Genomic DNA, 16,849 nt, shown 5'->3' with positions numbered 1-16,849 from the left:
CCTGCAGAGCGATCGCTCATACTGCATTTCTGCGTGCGTTTTTCGAATGAGTAGGCAACCGCTCGTAATTTGACACGATTGCGATAACTCGTTACGCTGAAAGTTGTTGGAGCCGACGGCGTCCCCCGCAAATCGCGCCTACTTAAGTTCTTCTCACGTACGATTCAGAAGGCGTGGATTTGGCTCGTTGCCAGCCTCTCGAACGTCGTTTACCGCCAGCTGGCATAAAGCTTGGCCGGAGGACCGTAAAGTGTTTCTGCTTCGTTCGGTTTTGGCCACTGCCGTTTTGACCGGGGTCGTCTTCCTTCCACGGTCCGTAGAAGCTCAATCCAAGCCAAACATCCTTGTCATCATGGCCGACGACGTCGGCTGGATGAATGTGTCGTCCTATGGCGGCGACATCATGGGGGTGCAAACGCCCAACATTGACCGCATCGGCCGCGAAGGACTTCGGCTGACCTCGTTCTACGCTCAGCCGAGTTGTACCGCAGGTCGCGCCGCGTTCCTCACGGGCCAGCTTCCCGTCCGGACCGGTCTGACGACCGTCGGCACGCCCGGCTCGCCCGCCGGTCTGCAAAAGGAGGACGTAACGCTCGCCGAAATCCTCAAGGCCAATGGTTATTCGACCGCTCAGTTCGGCAAGAACCACCTTGGTGATCTTGAGGAGCATCTGCCGCACAGGCATGGGTTCGACGAGTACTTCGGAAACCTTTACCACCTCAACGGCAATGAGGACTTGGAAGACCCCGACCGCCCGACGGACCCGGCGTTCCGAAAAAAGTTTGACCCGCGCGGAGTCATCTCCGGCGCGGCCGACGGCCCGACCAAGGATGAAGGCCCGCTGACGACGAAGCGGATGGAGAGTTTCGATGACGAGATCGTTGCTAAGTCGCTCGCTTTCCTGGATCGCAAGGCGAAAGACAAGCATCCCTTCTTTCTCTGGCACTGCTCCGCGCGCCTCCATGTATTTTTCCACTTCAAGGACGGCGTTCGCGGAAAGTCCCGGGCGGGTCGGGAGGACGTTTACGGCGACGCGCTCGCTGAGCATGACGGGCACGTCGGCCAGCTTTTGGCGAAGCTCGACGAAACGGGCCTCGCCAAGAATACGATCGTCGTTTACGTGACCGACAACGGCGCGTATCAGTACATGTGGCCCGAAGGCGGCACGAGCCCGTTTCGCGGCGACAAGGGAACAACCTGGGAAGGCGGCGTGCGCGCCCCGTGCCTTGTCCGTTGGCCCGGCGCCCCCGGAGGGCGGGTCTCCAGTGAAATCGTCGACATGACGGACTTGCTGCCGACTTTGGCGGCTGCCGCTGGCGAACCCGATGCCGTGGCGAAGCTGAAACAAGGCGCAGACTACGGCGGCAAGCTCTACAAGGTACACCTGGACGGCTACGACCAGACCGCATTGTTCACGGGGGAGAGCGACAAGTCGGCTCGCAAGTTCGTCTTCTACTACGACGAGACCGTCCTGACAGCCATCCGGTACGATGCGTTCAAAGTCAGTTTCTCTATCAAAGAAGGGGGGCATTGGGATGATCCCCTGGTTGGGTTGGGCCGGCCCCTGATTACCAACTTGCGCATGGACCCCTTCGAGCGGCAAACCGGTGATGTGAACCGCCAGTATGCGGAGCATAAGACTTGGGTACTCACCCCGATTGTGGGCATTGCCGAAAAGCACCTGATGACCTTCCAGGACTTCCCCGTCCGCCAACTCGGTCTCAGCGCACAGATGGGCAAGACCATCGAGGGCATCCAGTCCCAGATCCTCAAAATTAAAACTCAGCAATAACGCAGTGAGGCCCACGCTAATGAAACCAAACCCTTGGATCATTCTTCTAAGCCTCCCGCTGTGCTTCCTGCTTACGTTAATGGCTGGAGCACAGGAAATCCTGCCGTTTCCACCCACGCCGTCTAGCTCAATCGCCGGGCTGACGATCCAGGACTCCGTTTATAAGAAGCGCGTCGAGCCGAAGCGACTCGCGGATGGCGCGCCGAACATCCTCATCATCCTGATGGACGATGTGGGGCCTGGCACGCCGTCGACCTACGGCGGAGAAATCAACACGCCGACGCTCGACCGCGTCGCGCAGATGGGAATCTCGTTCAATCGTTTTCATTCCACGGCCATGTGCTCGCCGACGCGGGCGGCATTGCTCTGCGGGCGAAATCACACGCGGGTCGGCAATGGTCAGATCGCCGCGATTGCCAATGACTTCGATGGCTTCAGCGGCACCATTCCGAAGTCTTCTGCGACCGTCGCCGAAGTGCTCAAGAACTACGGCTACAACACGGGGGCCTGGGGCAAGTGGCACAACACTCCCGAAGAGCAGATCACCAACAAGGGGCCATTCGATTACTGGCCGACGGGCTACGGGTTCGAGTATTTCTACGGCTTCCTCGCCGGAGAAGCCTCGCAGTATGAACCAACCCTGACCCGCAACACCACCGCAGTCACCGAGCATCTTCCGAAAGACTATCACCTGTCCGACGACATCGCGTCGGATGCGGTCACTTGGCTGCGCGAGCAAAACGCCTACGCACCGGACAAGCCGTTCTTTATGTATTGGGCGCCGGGTGCATCGCACGGTCCGCACCAAGTCATGAAAAAATGGGCCGATAAATACAAGGGCAAGTTCGACGACGGCTGGGACAAGTATCGCGAGCGCGTCTTCGCCAACGCCAAAGCCAAGGGCTGGATCCCGCAGAACGCACAGCTCACTCCACGGCCCGAGTCGATGGCGTCGTGGGATTCGATCCCCGAAGACGAGAAGCCGTTTCAACGCCGACTGATGGAGGTCTTCGCCGGATTTACCGAACACGCCGACTACAACGCTGGTCGCGTCATCGCCGAGATCGAGCGTCAGGGCAAGCTCGACAACACGCTCATCTTCTATATCTGGGGTGACAACGGATCCTCCGCCGAGGGCCTATACGGAACCATTAGTGAGCAGCTCGCGCAGAACGGGATTCCAACCAAGATTTCACAGCACCTCGAAGCACTGGAGGAACTCGGCGGGCTGGATGCCCTCGGCGGTCCGAAGACCGACAACATGTATCATGCGGCCTGGGCCTGGGCGGGCAGCACGCCGTACAAGTCCACCAAGCTTGTCGGCGCTCACTTTGGCGGCACCCGTCAGCCGATGGCCGTCGCGTGGCCGAGACGCATCAAGGCAGACTCGACGCCACGTCCGCAGTTTCATCACGTCATTGACATCGTGCCGACAATCTACGAGCTGACGGAGATTACCCCGCCGCGAATCGTGAACGGGTTCGAGCAGGATTCCATCGACGGCGTCAGCATGGCCTATTCGTTTGGCGACGCGAAGGCGCCAGGGACGCGAACGACGCAGTTCTTCGACATCATGGCCAGCCGCGGCATTTACCACGACGGTTGGTTCGCGAGCGCTCCCGGTCCCCGCGAGCCATGGGTGGGCGGCCTTCCGAAAGGCATCAAGGAGTGGTCTCCGCTGACTGATCGGTGGGAACTCTATAACCTCGACGAGGACTGGAGCCAGGCGAATGACCTCGCGGCGACTAATCCGCAGAAGCTCGAAGAGCTGAAGCTGCTCTTCTTGCTGGAATCGACGAAGAACAAGAATCTGCCCATCGGCGGCGGCTTGTGGTCCACCGCGATGTTCCATCCCGAGGACGCGCCCGCTTCGACCCTTACGGAATGGACCTTCGACGGCCCCCTGACCAGGATGCCAGAATCCGCTGCGCCCAAGTTGGGCAAGGTGGATAGTCTCGTGACCATGGATGTGGACGTGCCCGCGAATGCGAACGGCGTGCTGTATGCGCTGGCCGGATTTTCCGGCGGCATCACCTGTTATATGAAGGACGGTTTCCTGTGCTACGAGTTCAACTTGTTCGAGATTCAGCGCACGAAGCTCAAGTCCAAGAACAAGCTGCCAACTGGCAAGGGTAAGGTTGAAGTCGAATCGAAGCTGGCCGCCAAGATCGGCGGGCCGATGGATGTCACGCTCAGGGTGAATGGCGAAGAAGTGGCGCAAGGCCGGGTGCCGGCAGCGATGTCGCTCCACTTCACCTCAAACGCGACTTTCGACATCGGCGTTGATTTGGATTCGCCCGTCTCGCTTGACTACTTCGATCAGGCGCCGTTTGCCTTCAACGGCAGCATCGGCACGACGACGATCAAGTATTTGAAGAAATAGATGTAGCAAATGAAGACCGCCATTACCTTCGTCGTCGCGTACTGTGGCTTCGCACTGGGAACGTTCGCCGCCGCTCCCGATGACGGCTCGGTGCTGCCGTTTCCGCCGACTTCGACCGCGAGCAAGGCCGGGCCAACGCTGCAGGAGTCCGTCCACAAACGTCGCGTCGAGCCAGAGCGACTTCCGGCAAGTGCGCCGAACGTGCTCATTGTGTTGATCGACGACGCGGGATTCGGCGTACCGGATACCTTCGGCGGATTCGCGCACACGCCGACGCTTTCGAAGCTCTACAACGAAGGCATCAGCTACAACCGCTTTCATACCACCTCGATTTGCTCGCCAACGCGTGCAGCGCTACTGACGGGGCGCAACCATCAGCGCGTCGGCAGTGGCACCATCGCCGAGCGTGCGGTCGATTGGGACGGCTACACCGGCGTCATCCCGAAAACTTCTGCGACCGTGGCTGAGGTCCTGAAAAATTACGGCTACAAGACCTCCGCCTTTGGCAAATGGCACAACACGCCCGCCGATCAGACCACCGAGATGGGGCCGTTCACCTATTGGCCGACTGGGTATGGTTTTGAATATTTCTATGGCTTCCTCGCGGGCGAAACGTCGCAGTGGGAGCCGCGCCTCGTCGAGAACACCACGGCCATCGAGCCGCCGCACGATGAGAATTACCATCTCACCGAGGACATGGCGGACCAGGGGATCAAGTGGCTGAAAAAGCATCGTGCTTTTTCCCCGGACAAACCATTCTTAATGTATTGGGCGCCGGGCGGGGTCCACGGCCCGCACCACGTCTCTGCGCGGTGGGCCGACAAGTACAAAGGCAAGTTCGACCAGGGCTGGGACAAACTCCGTGAAGAAATCTTCGCTCGACAGAAGCAGCTCGGATGGATTCCTACCAACGCGGAGCTTACGCTGCGCGACCCAACCATGACCGCCTGGGCCGATATTCCTGAATCAGAGCGAGCTTTTCAGATACGTCTGATGGAACTCTATGCCGGCTTCTGTGAACACACGGACGCCCAGGTCGGCAAGCTAGTGGATTACCTTGACCAGACCGGACAGCGCGAGAACACGATCATCCTCTACATCTGGGGCGACAACGGCTCTTCCGCCGAAGGGCAGAACGGTTCGATCAGCGAACTTCTCGCGCAGAACCAGATTCCCAACACGATCGCCCAGCAGATCAAGGCGCTCGACGAACTCGGCGGCCTCCAAGCGCTCGGCGGTCCGCTCACGGACAATATTTATCACGCAAGCTGGGCTTGGGCTGGCAGCACGCCGTTCCGCTCGACGAAGCTCGTCGCCGCCCACTTCGGCGGCACGCGTAATCCGCTCGTCGTCTCCTGGCCTAAGAAGATCAAAGCCGACAAGACGCCGCGATCCCAGTTCTACCACGTCAACGACATCGTCCCAACGCTCTATGACGTGATCGGCATCAAGGCCCCCAAGGAAGTGAACGGCTTCCCACAGGATCCCATCGACGGCGTCAGCATGGCCGCCAGTTTCACGAATGCGAACGCGCCGGAGAACAAGCACGTCCAGTATTTCGACAACAACGGCAGCGACGGCATTTACCAGGATGGATGGTATGCCTGCACCTTTGGACCGCTCAGCCCGTGGCTAAACGCGCAGCCGGGTCTCGATAAATGGGATTCCTCGAAAGCCGTGTGGGAACTCTACAATCTCAAGAACGACTTCACGCAGATGCACGACCTCGCTAAGGAGCAGCCGCAGAAAGTCGAAGAAATGAAGCAGCTCTTCCTCGCCCAGGCGGAGGAAAACAACGTCTTCCCCATCGGCGCTGGCATCTGGCTGCGAATTCATCCCGAAGACCGAATCAAGTCACCCTACACGAGCTGGACCTTCGACGACACGACGACCCGGATGCCCGAGTTCACGGCTCCCCCACTAGGAAACCACAACAACACGGTGACAATCGACCTCGAATGCGGCGCGGGGGCCAGCGGAGTGCTTTACGCCATGGGAGGCGCGGGGGGCGGTCTCACGTGCTACATGGACCAGGGCCATCTCGTTTTTGAATACAATCTGATGATCATTGACCGGTCCATTGCGAAGTCTGCAGAAAAGATAGCGCCGGGCAAGCACACAATCGTGGTGAACACCACACTCAAGGCCCCGAAACCCGGCGCCCCAGCCGACATCTTGCTGATGGTAGACGGCAAGGAAGTCGCTCGCACCGCCGTGAAGATGACCGTGCCCGCCGCGTTTACTGCAAGTGAAAGCTTTGACGTCGGCACCGACCTCGGCTCAACCGTGTCTCGCGACTACTTCGAACAGCGCCCGTTCAAGTTCAACGGTGAGATTAGCAGGGTCGATGTCTCGCTCAAGTAATCATGGAAATGCGCCGTTCCTACCGCCGACCCCCGGTTCTCAATTACTCGCGTCGGCGTGAAACACACGGAAATCCGCCGTTTTAGAATGGTGCGTATCCCTCAATATCGGCGACTCGAAAGAAGCGTTGAGGTTCGTGGAACTCTTACGTTGGATCTACTTTTCGAGCTAGAGAACGCGTAGATAGAAGAATGGGACGCGGCGGCCTTCCCAGGATCCACAGAAGTTGCAGGCCCCAGCATCCGGAGAGCCGCCACGGAAAACGTTCCGATGAAAGTTTTCTCAGTGCGGCGATCATTGCTGTGCTCCACGGCGCTGCTCGAGTGCGTAAAGGCTCTTGCAACGATGCGGCGACAGATGTGTCGTGCCACGTCTAGTCGAGGCTGCCGGTGTGGCGAGGCACCGGCCATGCGGCAAAACTTCGGGAGCGACTGCCAACAGCTGGGATAGCAGCCCGACATTGTGTGACGCGGGTGCCTCACATCCGGGACAAAGCGATCGCAACGACAATTGCATTTGACTGCACGGCTTTAGAGCCTACGGTTTTCCGTAGTGTTTCGACTGTCGCGCCGGACGACTCTCCGGCGCGGGGTTCCAACCAACTTGCTCGGGCCATGACGGTATTTTTTCTCAATTGCTTGACCAATGCTGTTCTTGCACTGATCAGTATGCTCGTCGGCTCCATGGCAACTCTTGTTGCGCTGAAACTGCGTCGGCCTCGCGCTGGATCGGGGGCGCCAAGCGCGACAAGCCCTGAAGACTCCGAACGGACTAACCGCGCGATCGAGCAGATTCGACAATTGGCCGAAGACGTCGCCAATGACGTCGGCGATCACAACGTCGCGCTTGAGGGATGGTCTGACCAACTCGACGCCGCTCGCCAGAAGAGCGACGACCAAGGACCAGAGATTCAGTACGTAGTTTCGGGGATGCTTGAAGCCAACCGTCAACTCTCTGCTCGGCTCGAAGAGGCGGAGCGGAAGATCGCATGCCAAGCTGATGAAATCCGTACCCAGCAGGCCGATGCACGAACCGACGCCTTGACGAACTTACCGAACCGGCGTGCCTTCGATGTGGAATTGGCGGCGACATTGGGCCGATTAGCGAACAACGGCGATCCATGCTCGTTAATCATCTTTGACATTGACCACTTCAAACAGTTCAATGATGCGCATGGTCATCTGGCAGGCGACGAAGTCCTACGGTCCGTAGCGCGTACGCTTTCCAATCAGATCAGGACCCCCAGTACTGCGGCTCGCTATGGCGGTGAGGAGTTCGCCGTTATCCTGCCGGCGACGACCGCGGAGCGGGCTCAAACGGCTGCGGAACGCGTGCGTGCCGCCATCGAGAAGACTTCAGTCGTCCATGAAGGAAAGACGCTCCGAGTGACGGCCAGCATAGGAGTGTCTGGGGCACTGCAGGGCGATCGACAACGCGATATCGTTCGGCGCGCGGACGAAGCCGTCTACGCCGCCAAGGCGGCCGGTCGGAACTGCAGCTATTGGCATGACGGCTGCACGGCGCTGCCCGTCGCCCCGGCGCATGAAGCATCCAGTGCTGGGTCTGCTCTCATGTCTGGCAAACCGACTTCGACTCTTGGGCCCATTACAGTGGAAGCGGCGTCACTGCCGAGTCGGCAACGATTCGTCGAGTCACTCGCCGCTCGACAACAAGAATCCAAAAACGGTGACGCACCGCTATCGCTGCTGTGTTTCAGCCTCCTGGAGTTCCCGCAAGTGAACCAGCTCGACAAGGAGGACTCCGTCAGACTTCTCTGCGACTATGTGGCGACCGGGATCAACTCCGCCTTTCGTGACGTCGATTTGATTGGGGGCCTCGGTCGCGGCGAGTTTATCGTCGCTCTGCCTGGAACGACGGAGAGGTCGGCGCGTATCGTTGGAGAGCGGGTCCGAACGTCAATTGCTTCTCAGTCGATTCCGACCGTTGACGGCCCAACTCACCTGGAGATCGCCGTTGCGGTGGCCGCCGTCGAGTGCGACGGTTCGATCGACGACGCGATATCATGCGTCCGGCACGATGCGCTCGCAAAGTCCGGCTTGGAAGCTGAATTGGCATCGTCGGTATAAAATGTCTGATTCTCACCCACCAGCACCAGGCAGTTGTTGAGCGTCGCCCATCGGAGCTTCAAGCCGCCTTTCCGCGATGCAACCTGGCGCTGGCAGCCCACAGCCATCCGTGAAGCGAGCAAGCGGGCCCTTGCTTAAGGATATGAACAAGCGTGGCGGCGCGTTTCCGCCCATGCGCTGTTGTTATCGCCAAGCGTGGCCTTGAGTTAGGCGCCGGGCCAGGGACCTGCAACCGCTGACGGTAATTGAGCAGGAACTTGCCGCCATCGATAAGCTAACCGCGACCAAGGCACGGCAAGACGTTCAGATTCGCTGGCTGATGACGCTCCCGGTGTGAGCTGCGTGGACGCCGTAGGCATAAGAGCCGTCCTTGGCGAGCAGGTCGCAGCAAAACGGCTGGATTTCGGCGGCGCCTTCGATGCCCGAACACAACGAAGTGAATTGCATTGGCGGACTCTCCATTCAAGGAGTTGAGTGAATAAGCAAACACCGTGACGCGGTTCGTGATTCTGGCTATGCTACGGGCATGTCTGACCCAGACTCCCACAACCGCGGCCGACTGATCCACGTCGAAGCGACGCCGGACGGCTTCCACGTCATGGCGCGCCACGGGAGTCGCCTACTCGCTCAAGAGTTTGCCGCCACGGTCAATGAAGCGGAAGGCTTGGCGCAGCGGATGCTCCAAGAGCATGACGCCAGCGAAGTCAATTGGGGGTAACGGGCCGCACTACTACGGCCGCTTCGCCCCAGTTTTCCCGTTTGTTGATTCCTCTCTCGCCGCCCGCTGCCGCTAGACTCACGCGGCACGCTCCGAATCAGCTACTCGGCACGATTCGACCTGGATGGTGGCACATTGCGAATTGATCAGATCAACCGGAAAGGCCGCGCGGCGCCGCGGCGTTCCACCGATCGCAAAGTCGGTATGGCCCGGGCGCCAGGGCGTCGAACGATCGACTTGCGGCCAAGCGAGGAAGCGTGCGCTCGTAATCGCTATCGCCACGTCTTCGCCATTGAATTCGTCCGCGACGATTGGCGTGCGGCCGACCTGCCCCTCGCCTCGGCTCATCTCGGCGACGACTCCGCTCTGGTTGGCGCCGCGCTGACGGCCGCCAACCTTTCGGAAGGACTATCGCGATGATGAAACTGATCGTCCACGACGACTATGAAGCAATGAGCGCTGCGGCTGCGCAGTGGCTCGTCGACCGAATTCGTACGCGGCCTGCCATGCTCGCGTGTCTGGCGGCAGGATCCACGCCGACGCGAGCCTACGAGCTTTTCGTAGAGTGGAGTCGGCGTACGCCGGAACTGTTCGACGAACTGCGACTCATCGCTCTGGACGAATGGGGCGGATTGTCCGCCGAGGATCCCGGCTCCTGCCAATTTCAACTTCGCCGAGAGGTCGTGGCCCCGCTCGGGATGAATGAGCGATTCCTGGAATTCGACGGCGACGCCCCTAATCTCCAGGCAGAGTGCGATCGCGTTGCGGACTGGCTCTCTCGTCACGGACCGATCGACGCTTGCGTCCTGGGTTTGGGAATCAATGGTCATTTGGGGTTCAATGAGCCGGCCGACTCGCTTCAGCCTCACGCCCACGTCACGCCGCTGGCTGCCACATCGCTCGGGCATGCAATGGTCCGCGACCTGGCCGCCAAGCCTGCTTTCGGCATGACGCTCGGCATGGCCGACCTACTGAATGCCCGCGAAGTGCTGCTGCTCGTGAGCGGTCAGCAAAAGGGCCCTGCCCTCCGCGCGCTGTTGCATGGCCCCCTGACGACGGCCTTTCCCGCTTCGCTCTTGCATCTCCACTCCAGCGTCACGCTGATCTGCGACGGGAGCGCATACGCGGCTCTCGCGGCCGACATATGAATTTCAATAGTTGATAGGCGGTCGCAAAGAAGATTTTGGTCCGCGCCCTATTTGGCGAGCGGGGAAGGCGGCATTCGTATCGCAGCCTACGTGCCCGTGGAATCGTTCGCGTCCGTTAGAAGGGGGCCTGCGTCGACCGGCCCGTTCGAATGTTACATCCTCGCATGGCAACGGGGCGGCTCGCCCAGCCTGCGCACCGCTGGCGACCTTTCCGCGTGGAAGACGGCCTTTGGCGGCGCGCCGATCGCGATGGTTCCCCCCACCGTCGCCTGCGTTGCTCAGCATCGGCCCCGCGCCGGGCTTCGCGTGTTCGAAAATCGCACTAGCCACTAGGCGCAGCCCGTGCGAAGCATGCCAATTCCCCGGCATTCCGATTGAATGAGGATTGCGATGAAGGTCAAGCCGCGCAGAAGGCTTTTCCGAATTTGGCAAGAACCAGATTGGCGGCGTCAATTTCAATCGCAGTTACGTTCCAGCGGTCACTTGAGCCTCCATGTCCATTCTCCGTCTGGCTGCATTGCTAGCGGATGTTGCGAACGCCCCGCCTTGACGGCCCTCTCCGACGCGCCGAACGACTCTCCGCGCTCATGATCTATGGGGAGTTCGCCGCGGTCCTTGACGTTGGTCCCTGCGAACCTCCATACTTCCTGCGCGGATGCGGGTTTTACGCGCCGTGATGACACGCCGACCCTTTTCACTCCCCCACCTACGTTCATCGCATCGCGCTTCCTCAGCTGCGGAATGCAGCGAGGCCTTAGCGAGAGAAATTAGCTGTTTTCCAAGGCACAACGGAAGACAGCAGCAGCGGATGGAATTGCCGTCACGCTGCGCTCCAAACCACGAGAGGAAACGACCATGCACCTGGGCATTGAGTTGACGAAGGCCGGTAGGACTTTTCGGGCAGCGAGATTCAGCGCGCTGCGAAGGCTGGTTCTAGTCGTCTGCTGCTCTCTATCATGCAGCCCAATAGCATGCGCTGTGAATGCGACCGACACCGGGGTGAACGGCGCGCCTGGATCAAACGGCTCCGCCGGTAACCCAGGCGGAAATGGCGGTCCTGGCCTCGATGGAGGCGATGCGACAGCCAATGCAACGTCGAATGACGCCAGCAACACAGCAACCGCCACGGGGGGAAATGGCGGCGTCGGCGGGAACGGCGGCGCCGGCAACGCTGGGGGAGCCAATGGCGGTAACGGCGGCGCGGGCGGCGGTGGCGGCGATGCGAACGCGACGGCAAATGGAACGCCGGCATCCGGAAATGCCACGGCCTCTGCTACCTCGACCGGCGGGGCGGGCGGCAACGGCGGTAGCGCTGGAGCGCCCGGCGCAGGGGGTGCGCCCGGCCTGGGAAGCACGGGCGGCAGCGGTGGCAACGCTACCTCGAGCGCCAGTGCCGCCGCGGCGGCCACAAGCAGCGCCGCGGCGACAGCGACCGCAACAGGCGGAAATGGCGGCTCAGGCAGGGATGCAGGCGGGTTGGGAGGGGCCGGCGGCACTGCCAGTGCAGCGGCAACGTCAGTCTCCGTCGACGGTCCGGCGAACGCCACCGCTAGCGCGACCGGCGGTATAGGAGGCGCCGGAAACTTCGCCGCCCAAGCAGGAACTGGCGGCAGCGTTCTACTGAACAACGCCGTCGCCGCAACGACGTCCGGCGTCGTCACGCTAACGCAATCGGCGACCGGCGGCGCAGGCGGCGCGAGCGCAGGGGCCGTTCCGGCGGGGATTGGCGGCAATGCGACGTCAACGCTGACTTACAGCCGACCTAGCGGCGGAAACACCACCAGCACATTGAATGCAACGGGCGGGAACGGTGGACAGGCCAGCGGTGGCACCGCTGGGATCGGCGGCTTCGCCACGACCAATATCGCCTTAACGGGCGCTGCGAACGTCACCTTCACGCAAACAGCGACTGGTGGCGCAGGGGGAAACATTGCCGCGTCGTTTCCAGGAAACGGTGCGGTAGGAGGCGCAGCGACGGTTGGAGGCGCCGGAACATCGAGTGGTGCGGGTACGGTTTCGGGAACCGTCAATGCCGTCGGCGGGAATGGCGGCACGGGGCGCGGCGGGGGTTTCTCTGCCGGCATCGGCGGCGGCGTGACTGTCAATCAGCTCAATCTAATTTCCGCCAGCGGTCCCGTGACTGGCACCGCCAATGGGACTGGAGGCAACGGTGGAATCGGCAACGACAATGCGGCGGGCGGTGCTGGCGGCGCGGCGACGCTGGTCGATGAACTGACCGCCGCAACGTCCGGCGCGACCACGATGACACAGACTGCGATTGGAGGTAATGGCGGCGCGAGTACAGGCGCCGGGGGCGGAAATGGCGGTGCGGCGACTTCGAATTTGACTTTCTCTCGAGCATCAGGTGCGGCGACGACGGGAACTGCGAATGCGACAGGCGGTAACGGCGGCGGCGCGAGCGGCGGCGGTTCGGCGGGCGGCGGCGCGGCGGCGACGACCAGCTTGAATCTGACGGGGGCAGCGGCCGCAACGGGTACCCAAACCGCGACCGGCGGCAATGGCGGCGCAATTACTGCGGGTTCAACGGGCACCGGCGGCGCCGGCGGCGCGGCGAGTGCCGGTGGCTCGGCAACGGCTGCCGGCACCAGCACGGCAACGGCCACGATCAACACAGTGGGAGGCAATGGCGGCGGCGGCCAAGGCGGCGGGTTCGCCGGCGGCGCCGGCGGCGCGCCGAACGTATCATCACTAACTTTGGCTGGCGTCGATGGAAACCTTACCGGCACGGTCAACGCAACGGGTGGCAATGGCGGTGCGGGCGGCGCGGGCGCCAATGGCGGCGGAGGCGCCAATGCCACGCTGCTCGACGAATTGTTTTCAGCCACGACGTCTGGCACTGTTACCTATACGCAATCCGCAGTCGGCGGTAATGGCGGAGCAAGCACTGGGGCCAGTGGCGGCGCTGCCGGCAATGCATCCTCGCAGCAAACTCTCACGCGTGTCAGCGGCGGCGCAACTACCACGACCATCAACGCCACCGGCGGGAACGGCGGCGGGACTGCCGGCGGCTCAGCGACGTCTGGAGGCACGGCGACGACGGGCGTCAACTTGACCAGCGCAGCAGCGGCGACGGCGACGCAAACCGCGACTGGCGGCAACGGCAGTGCGATCACGGCTGGTTCGAACGGGACGGGGGGGGCCGGCGGCGGCGCCACGGGCGGTGGATCAGCAACAGCGGGCGGCACGGGAACCGCGACTGCCACGGTAAACGTCGTCGGCGGCAACGGCGGCGTTGGGCAAGGGAGCGGCTTCTTTGGCGGAGCGGGCGGCGCGCCGACCGTCACTGCGCTGACGCTCACCGCGCTCAGCGGCAATCTCACCGGCACTGTCAACGCGACTGGCGGCAACGGCGGCGGCGGCAGCAATAGTGCAAGCGGAGGCGCGGGCGCCTCGACGTCGTTGTTGGATGAACTCTCTCCCGCTACCTCGACCGGCACGCTTACGTTCACGCAATCCGCAATCGGCGGCAACGGCGGCGCGGGAAGCGGAGCCGGCGGTGGCGGCGCCGCGGGGAATGCATCGTCTCTCTCGACCGTTTCGCGCGCGACTGGCCAGGCCACGACCACGACGATTAACGCCACCGGGGGCAACGGCGGCGCTGGCGCTGGTGCACCAGCCGGACAGGGCGGATCGGCGCTAACGGGCGCGTCTCTTACTGGCGCCGCGGGAGTCACGACAACTCAGACCGCAACCGGCGGCAACGGCGGCGCCATCTCCGCCGGTTCGTTCGGCAATGGCGCCAATGGCGGTGGCGCAACGGCAGGCGGATCCGCAACCGCAGGCGGCGTTGGAGCGGCGACCGCAACAATCAACGCCGTCGGAGGAAACGGCGGGGCTGGCCAAGGGGGAGGATTCGTGGGGGGTAGCGGTGGCGTTCCGACGGTGTCTTCGCTATCGCTGGTCGCGACCACCGGCAACCTGTCCGGGACTGTTAATGCTACCGGCGGCAATGGCGGAGCAGGTAGCAGCAATGCAGCGGGCGGCTCCGGAGCTTCGGTTTCATTGCTCGATAAGCTGACGACGGCAACCTCATCGGGAAACCTGACCTACACGCAAGCAGCGATTGGCGGTAACGGCGGAGCGAGCACCGGAGCCGCCGGCGGCGCGGCCGGAAACGCACTATCTCAATTGAACTTCGCGCGATTGATCGGCGGTACAACGACGTCGACGATCAACGCCACCGGCGGTAATGGCGGCGCCGGCGGCGGGGGCGGAGCCGGCGGCCTAGGCGGAACGGCCACGACTGGTTTGTCTCTGTCTGGCATCGCTGGAGTGACCGGAACGCAAACGGCAACGGGAGGCAATGGTGGCGCCATTGCTGCAGGTTCCACTGGCAATGGCGGAGCCGGCGGGGCAGCCACGGCCGGCGGATTTTCAACTTCTAGTGGAGTAAGTACCGTCTCTGCAACGGCGACGAGCGTCGGCGGGAACGGCGGTGCGGGAATTGGCGTTGGGAACATCGGAGGCGCGGGCGGCACGCCGGTTCTCAATCTTACCAGCGGTTCGTCCGCCGGCGGCGCCGTCACGGTGACCGCGAACTCAACCGGCGGGAACGGCGGCGCAGGATCGTTGGGCGCAAGTGGCGGCAACGGCGGCACATCGTCGCTGGTAAATCGCGTAGACGGCGCGACCAGCGGGGCAATCACGTTGAATCAATCGGCCGTTGGCGGCAATGGAGGCGCTGGAGCAGGGACCGGCTCCGCAGCCGGCTCCGGCGGCCTGGCGACTTCCAACCTGACTTTTTCGCGGGCGGTTGGCGCTGGCACGACAGCCACGACGAATGCGACGGGCGGCAATGGCGCCGCTGGAAGTCTTGGCGGCGCGACAGGCGGCGGCGGAGCCGCCAACTCGACGATCGCCCTGACGGGCGCAGTCGCAACAACAGCGAACGCGAACGCCATTGGGGGTAACGGCGGCAGTATTGCCGCAGGCAGCGCCGGCTTTGGCGCTAACGGTGGTGCAGCCGTGGCAACAAGCTCGGGAACGAGTTTGGGAGCCTTTGCCGCGAGTTCGACCGCGACCGCGACCGGCGGCAACGCCGGAGCCGCCAGTTCTGGTCCGGGCGGTAAAGGCGGCGACGCCACGGCGATTGCGACCGCGTCCAGCGCGGCGTCGGCGAATGCTACTGCAACGGCCACGGGCGGAGCGTTCTCACAGCGAAGTTTGCGAGGCGCGGCCGTCGCCCAGGCAACTGCCAACGGCACAAGTGGCACGACGACGGCGACCGCGTTGTCGGGCGGCGGGCTGATCACCTCGCTCCAATCTCAATCGTCCGCGCCGACTTCTGGCGAAACCCAGGCATCCGCTCGCGCCGGCATAGGCGCCGCCGCCCTCGACGCTTCCGCGGTGGCCGGCGTCGAGTCAGTCGCCTACGCCGTCGGGAGTCCGGCCGCAGCTGATGTTGCTCACTTTCTTGCCGGCAATCCTAATTCGCAACCGCATTTCAATCTGGCGGGGGACTCGATCCAAGGAGCCACCAGCGAGGTACTCGGTTTAGTAACGATGGGCGGGTCCTATGCGGCCGGCGCGACTGGCAACCGTACCTACACGAGTTCCACAACGTTCGCGATAGATCTGGCTTCGTTATCCAACCCTCGCCAGGATCTGTTGGTTGCGTTTTTGGATACCAACGTCTTGGGCGTCGGCTTTGACTCAATGCAGTTTCAAATCCAGCGTGAAGGCGTAAATCCGCCGATCGTAAATCAGACGTTCAATTCCGCCGCCGCTGCCAACGCGTTCCTCACCGATAACGTAATCAATCTCGGATCGAACGGCGTCCTCAACGTTAGCGGGGATTTGAACCTGGTATTTAGCCTTTCGCTGACAACCAATGACGTCGGAGCCGGCTTCTCGTTCGACCTCCTCTTTGGCAATTCAACGGCTGGAAACGCCGATTTCGATGCCGACGGCGACATAGACGGCGCAGATTTTCTAACTTGGCAGCGAGGCTTTGGAGTCGGCGTCGCTAGATCTCAAGGCGATGCCAATGCTGACAGCATCGTCAATGGAAGCGACTTGGACATTTGGAAAAACCAAAGTGGCTTTATCGCAACCAGCACAGCAACGGTTATTGAAATTCCCGAGCCGATAGGTGCGTCAATGATGATTGTTGCAAGTCTGGTCTTCGCCGCTCGCTGCCGTTTCAGTTGCGCGATAGAGTTGAACTAACTCCATGGGATTCACGCGTGCGTGGCAGGCAGCTCGCTTGGGCCGCCTCGTGGGAGCTCCGCGCCGTAGCGATCCATGCTGCGAGGCTGGCCAGGCGGCCATGCCGAACCGGCCCGAGAGAGCGAGCGTCTGCGGAAGCGGCTTTGTAAGGAGCTTTGGCAATATCAC

At 62.1% G+C, this 16,849-nt stretch carries 9 protein-coding genes; 8 read left to right on the top strand and 1 reads right to left on the bottom strand.

Going from position 1 to position 16,849, the window contains the following annotated elements:
• Positions 1 to 250: 250 nt before the first annotated feature.
• From I41_RS13770 to I41_RS13755, 4 genes are all read left to right on the top strand, one after another.
• The gene (locus I41_RS13770) at positions 251 to 1,792 is read left to right on the top strand and encodes an arylsulfatase (protein WP_145433239.1); all 1,542 of its coding nucleotides are present in this window, start codon (positions 251 to 253) and stop codon (positions 1,790 to 1,792) included.
• A gap of 19 nt (positions 1,793 to 1,811) precedes the next feature.
• On the top strand, positions 1,812 to 4,175 hold the full coding sequence (locus tag I41_RS13765; RefSeq protein WP_210420946.1) for an arylsulfatase: 2,364 nt from the start codon (positions 1,812 to 1,814) through the stop codon (positions 4,173 to 4,175).
• Between the two features lie 9 nt (positions 4,176 to 4,184).
• A complete protein-coding gene (locus I41_RS13760; protein WP_145433238.1) occupies positions 4,185 to 6,539 on the top strand; it encodes an arylsulfatase in 2,355 nt (784 codons plus the stop codon).
• A gap of 683 nt (positions 6,540 to 7,222) precedes the next feature.
• A complete protein-coding gene (locus I41_RS13755; RefSeq protein WP_168206901.1) occupies positions 7,223 to 8,626 on the top strand; it encodes a diguanylate cyclase domain-containing protein in 1,404 nt (467 codons plus the stop codon).
• Positions 8,627 to 8,929: 303 nt separating this feature from the next.
• On the opposite strand, the gene I41_RS27270 is transcribed toward I41_RS13755, so the two are convergent.
• A complete protein-coding gene (locus I41_RS27270) occupies positions 8,930 to 9,073 on the bottom strand; it encodes a hypothetical protein (RefSeq protein WP_168206900.1) in 144 nt (47 codons plus the stop codon).
• 79 nt (positions 9,074 to 9,152) lie between these two features.
• Between I41_RS27270 and I41_RS13750 the strand changes: the two genes are divergently transcribed.
• From I41_RS13750 to I41_RS28300, 4 genes are all read left to right on the top strand, one after another.
• Positions 9,153 to 9,344 (top strand): hypothetical protein, encoded by a 192-nt coding sequence (locus I41_RS13750; RefSeq protein WP_145433236.1) that lies wholly within the window; start codon positions 9,153 to 9,155, stop codon positions 9,342 to 9,344.
• A 135-nt stretch (positions 9,345 to 9,479) separates the two neighbouring features.
• Positions 9,480 to 9,764, top strand: coding sequence for a hypothetical protein (locus I41_RS13745; RefSeq protein ID WP_145433235.1), 285 nt, complete (start codon positions 9,480 to 9,482; stop codon positions 9,762 to 9,764).
• Complete coding sequence (locus I41_RS13740; protein WP_145433234.1) at positions 9,761 to 10,492, top strand: 6-phosphogluconolactonase; 732 nt, start codon at positions 9,761 to 9,763, stop codon at positions 10,490 to 10,492. The genes I41_RS13745 and I41_RS13740 overlap by 4 nt, the downstream gene beginning before the upstream one ends.
• A gap of 978 nt (positions 10,493 to 11,470) precedes the next feature.
• Complete coding sequence (locus tag I41_RS28300; RefSeq protein WP_168206899.1) at positions 11,471 to 16,681, top strand: beta strand repeat-containing protein; 5,211 nt, start codon at positions 11,471 to 11,473, stop codon at positions 16,679 to 16,681.
• Positions 16,682 to 16,849 lie beyond the last annotated feature (168 nt).

It is taken from the genome of Lacipirellula limnantheis (assembly GCF_007746075.1).
Taxonomy (GTDB): domain Bacteria; phylum Planctomycetota; class Planctomycetia; order Pirellulales; family Lacipirellulaceae; genus Lacipirellula; species Lacipirellula limnantheis.
Note: the sequence above shows the minus strand (reverse complement) of the source record. Positions and strands in the feature narration are given on the sequence as shown.

Bases quoted from the DNA above. Each gene is read 5' to 3' on its own strand.
- I41_RS13760 (WP_145433238.1), top strand. From the start codon at position 4,185: ATGAAGACCGCCATTACCTTCGTCGTCGCGTACTGTGGCTTCGCACTG.
- I41_RS13750 (WP_145433236.1), top strand. From the start codon at position 9,153: ATGTCTGACCCAGACTCCCACAACCGCGGCCGACTGATCCACGTCGAA.
- I41_RS13755 (WP_168206901.1), top strand. From the start codon at position 7,223: ATGGCAACTCTTGTTGCGCTGAAACTGCGTCGGCCTCGCGCTGGATCG.
- I41_RS13740 (WP_145433234.1), top strand. From the start codon at position 9,761: ATGATGAAACTGATCGTCCACGACGACTATGAAGCAATGAGCGCTGCG.
- I41_RS13765 (WP_210420946.1), top strand. From the start codon at position 1,812: ATGAAACCAAACCCTTGGATCATTCTTCTAAGCCTCCCGCTGTGCTTC.
- I41_RS27270 (WP_168206900.1), bottom strand. From the start codon at position 9,073: ATGCAATTCACTTCGTTGTGTTCGGGCATCGAAGGCGCCGCCGAAATC.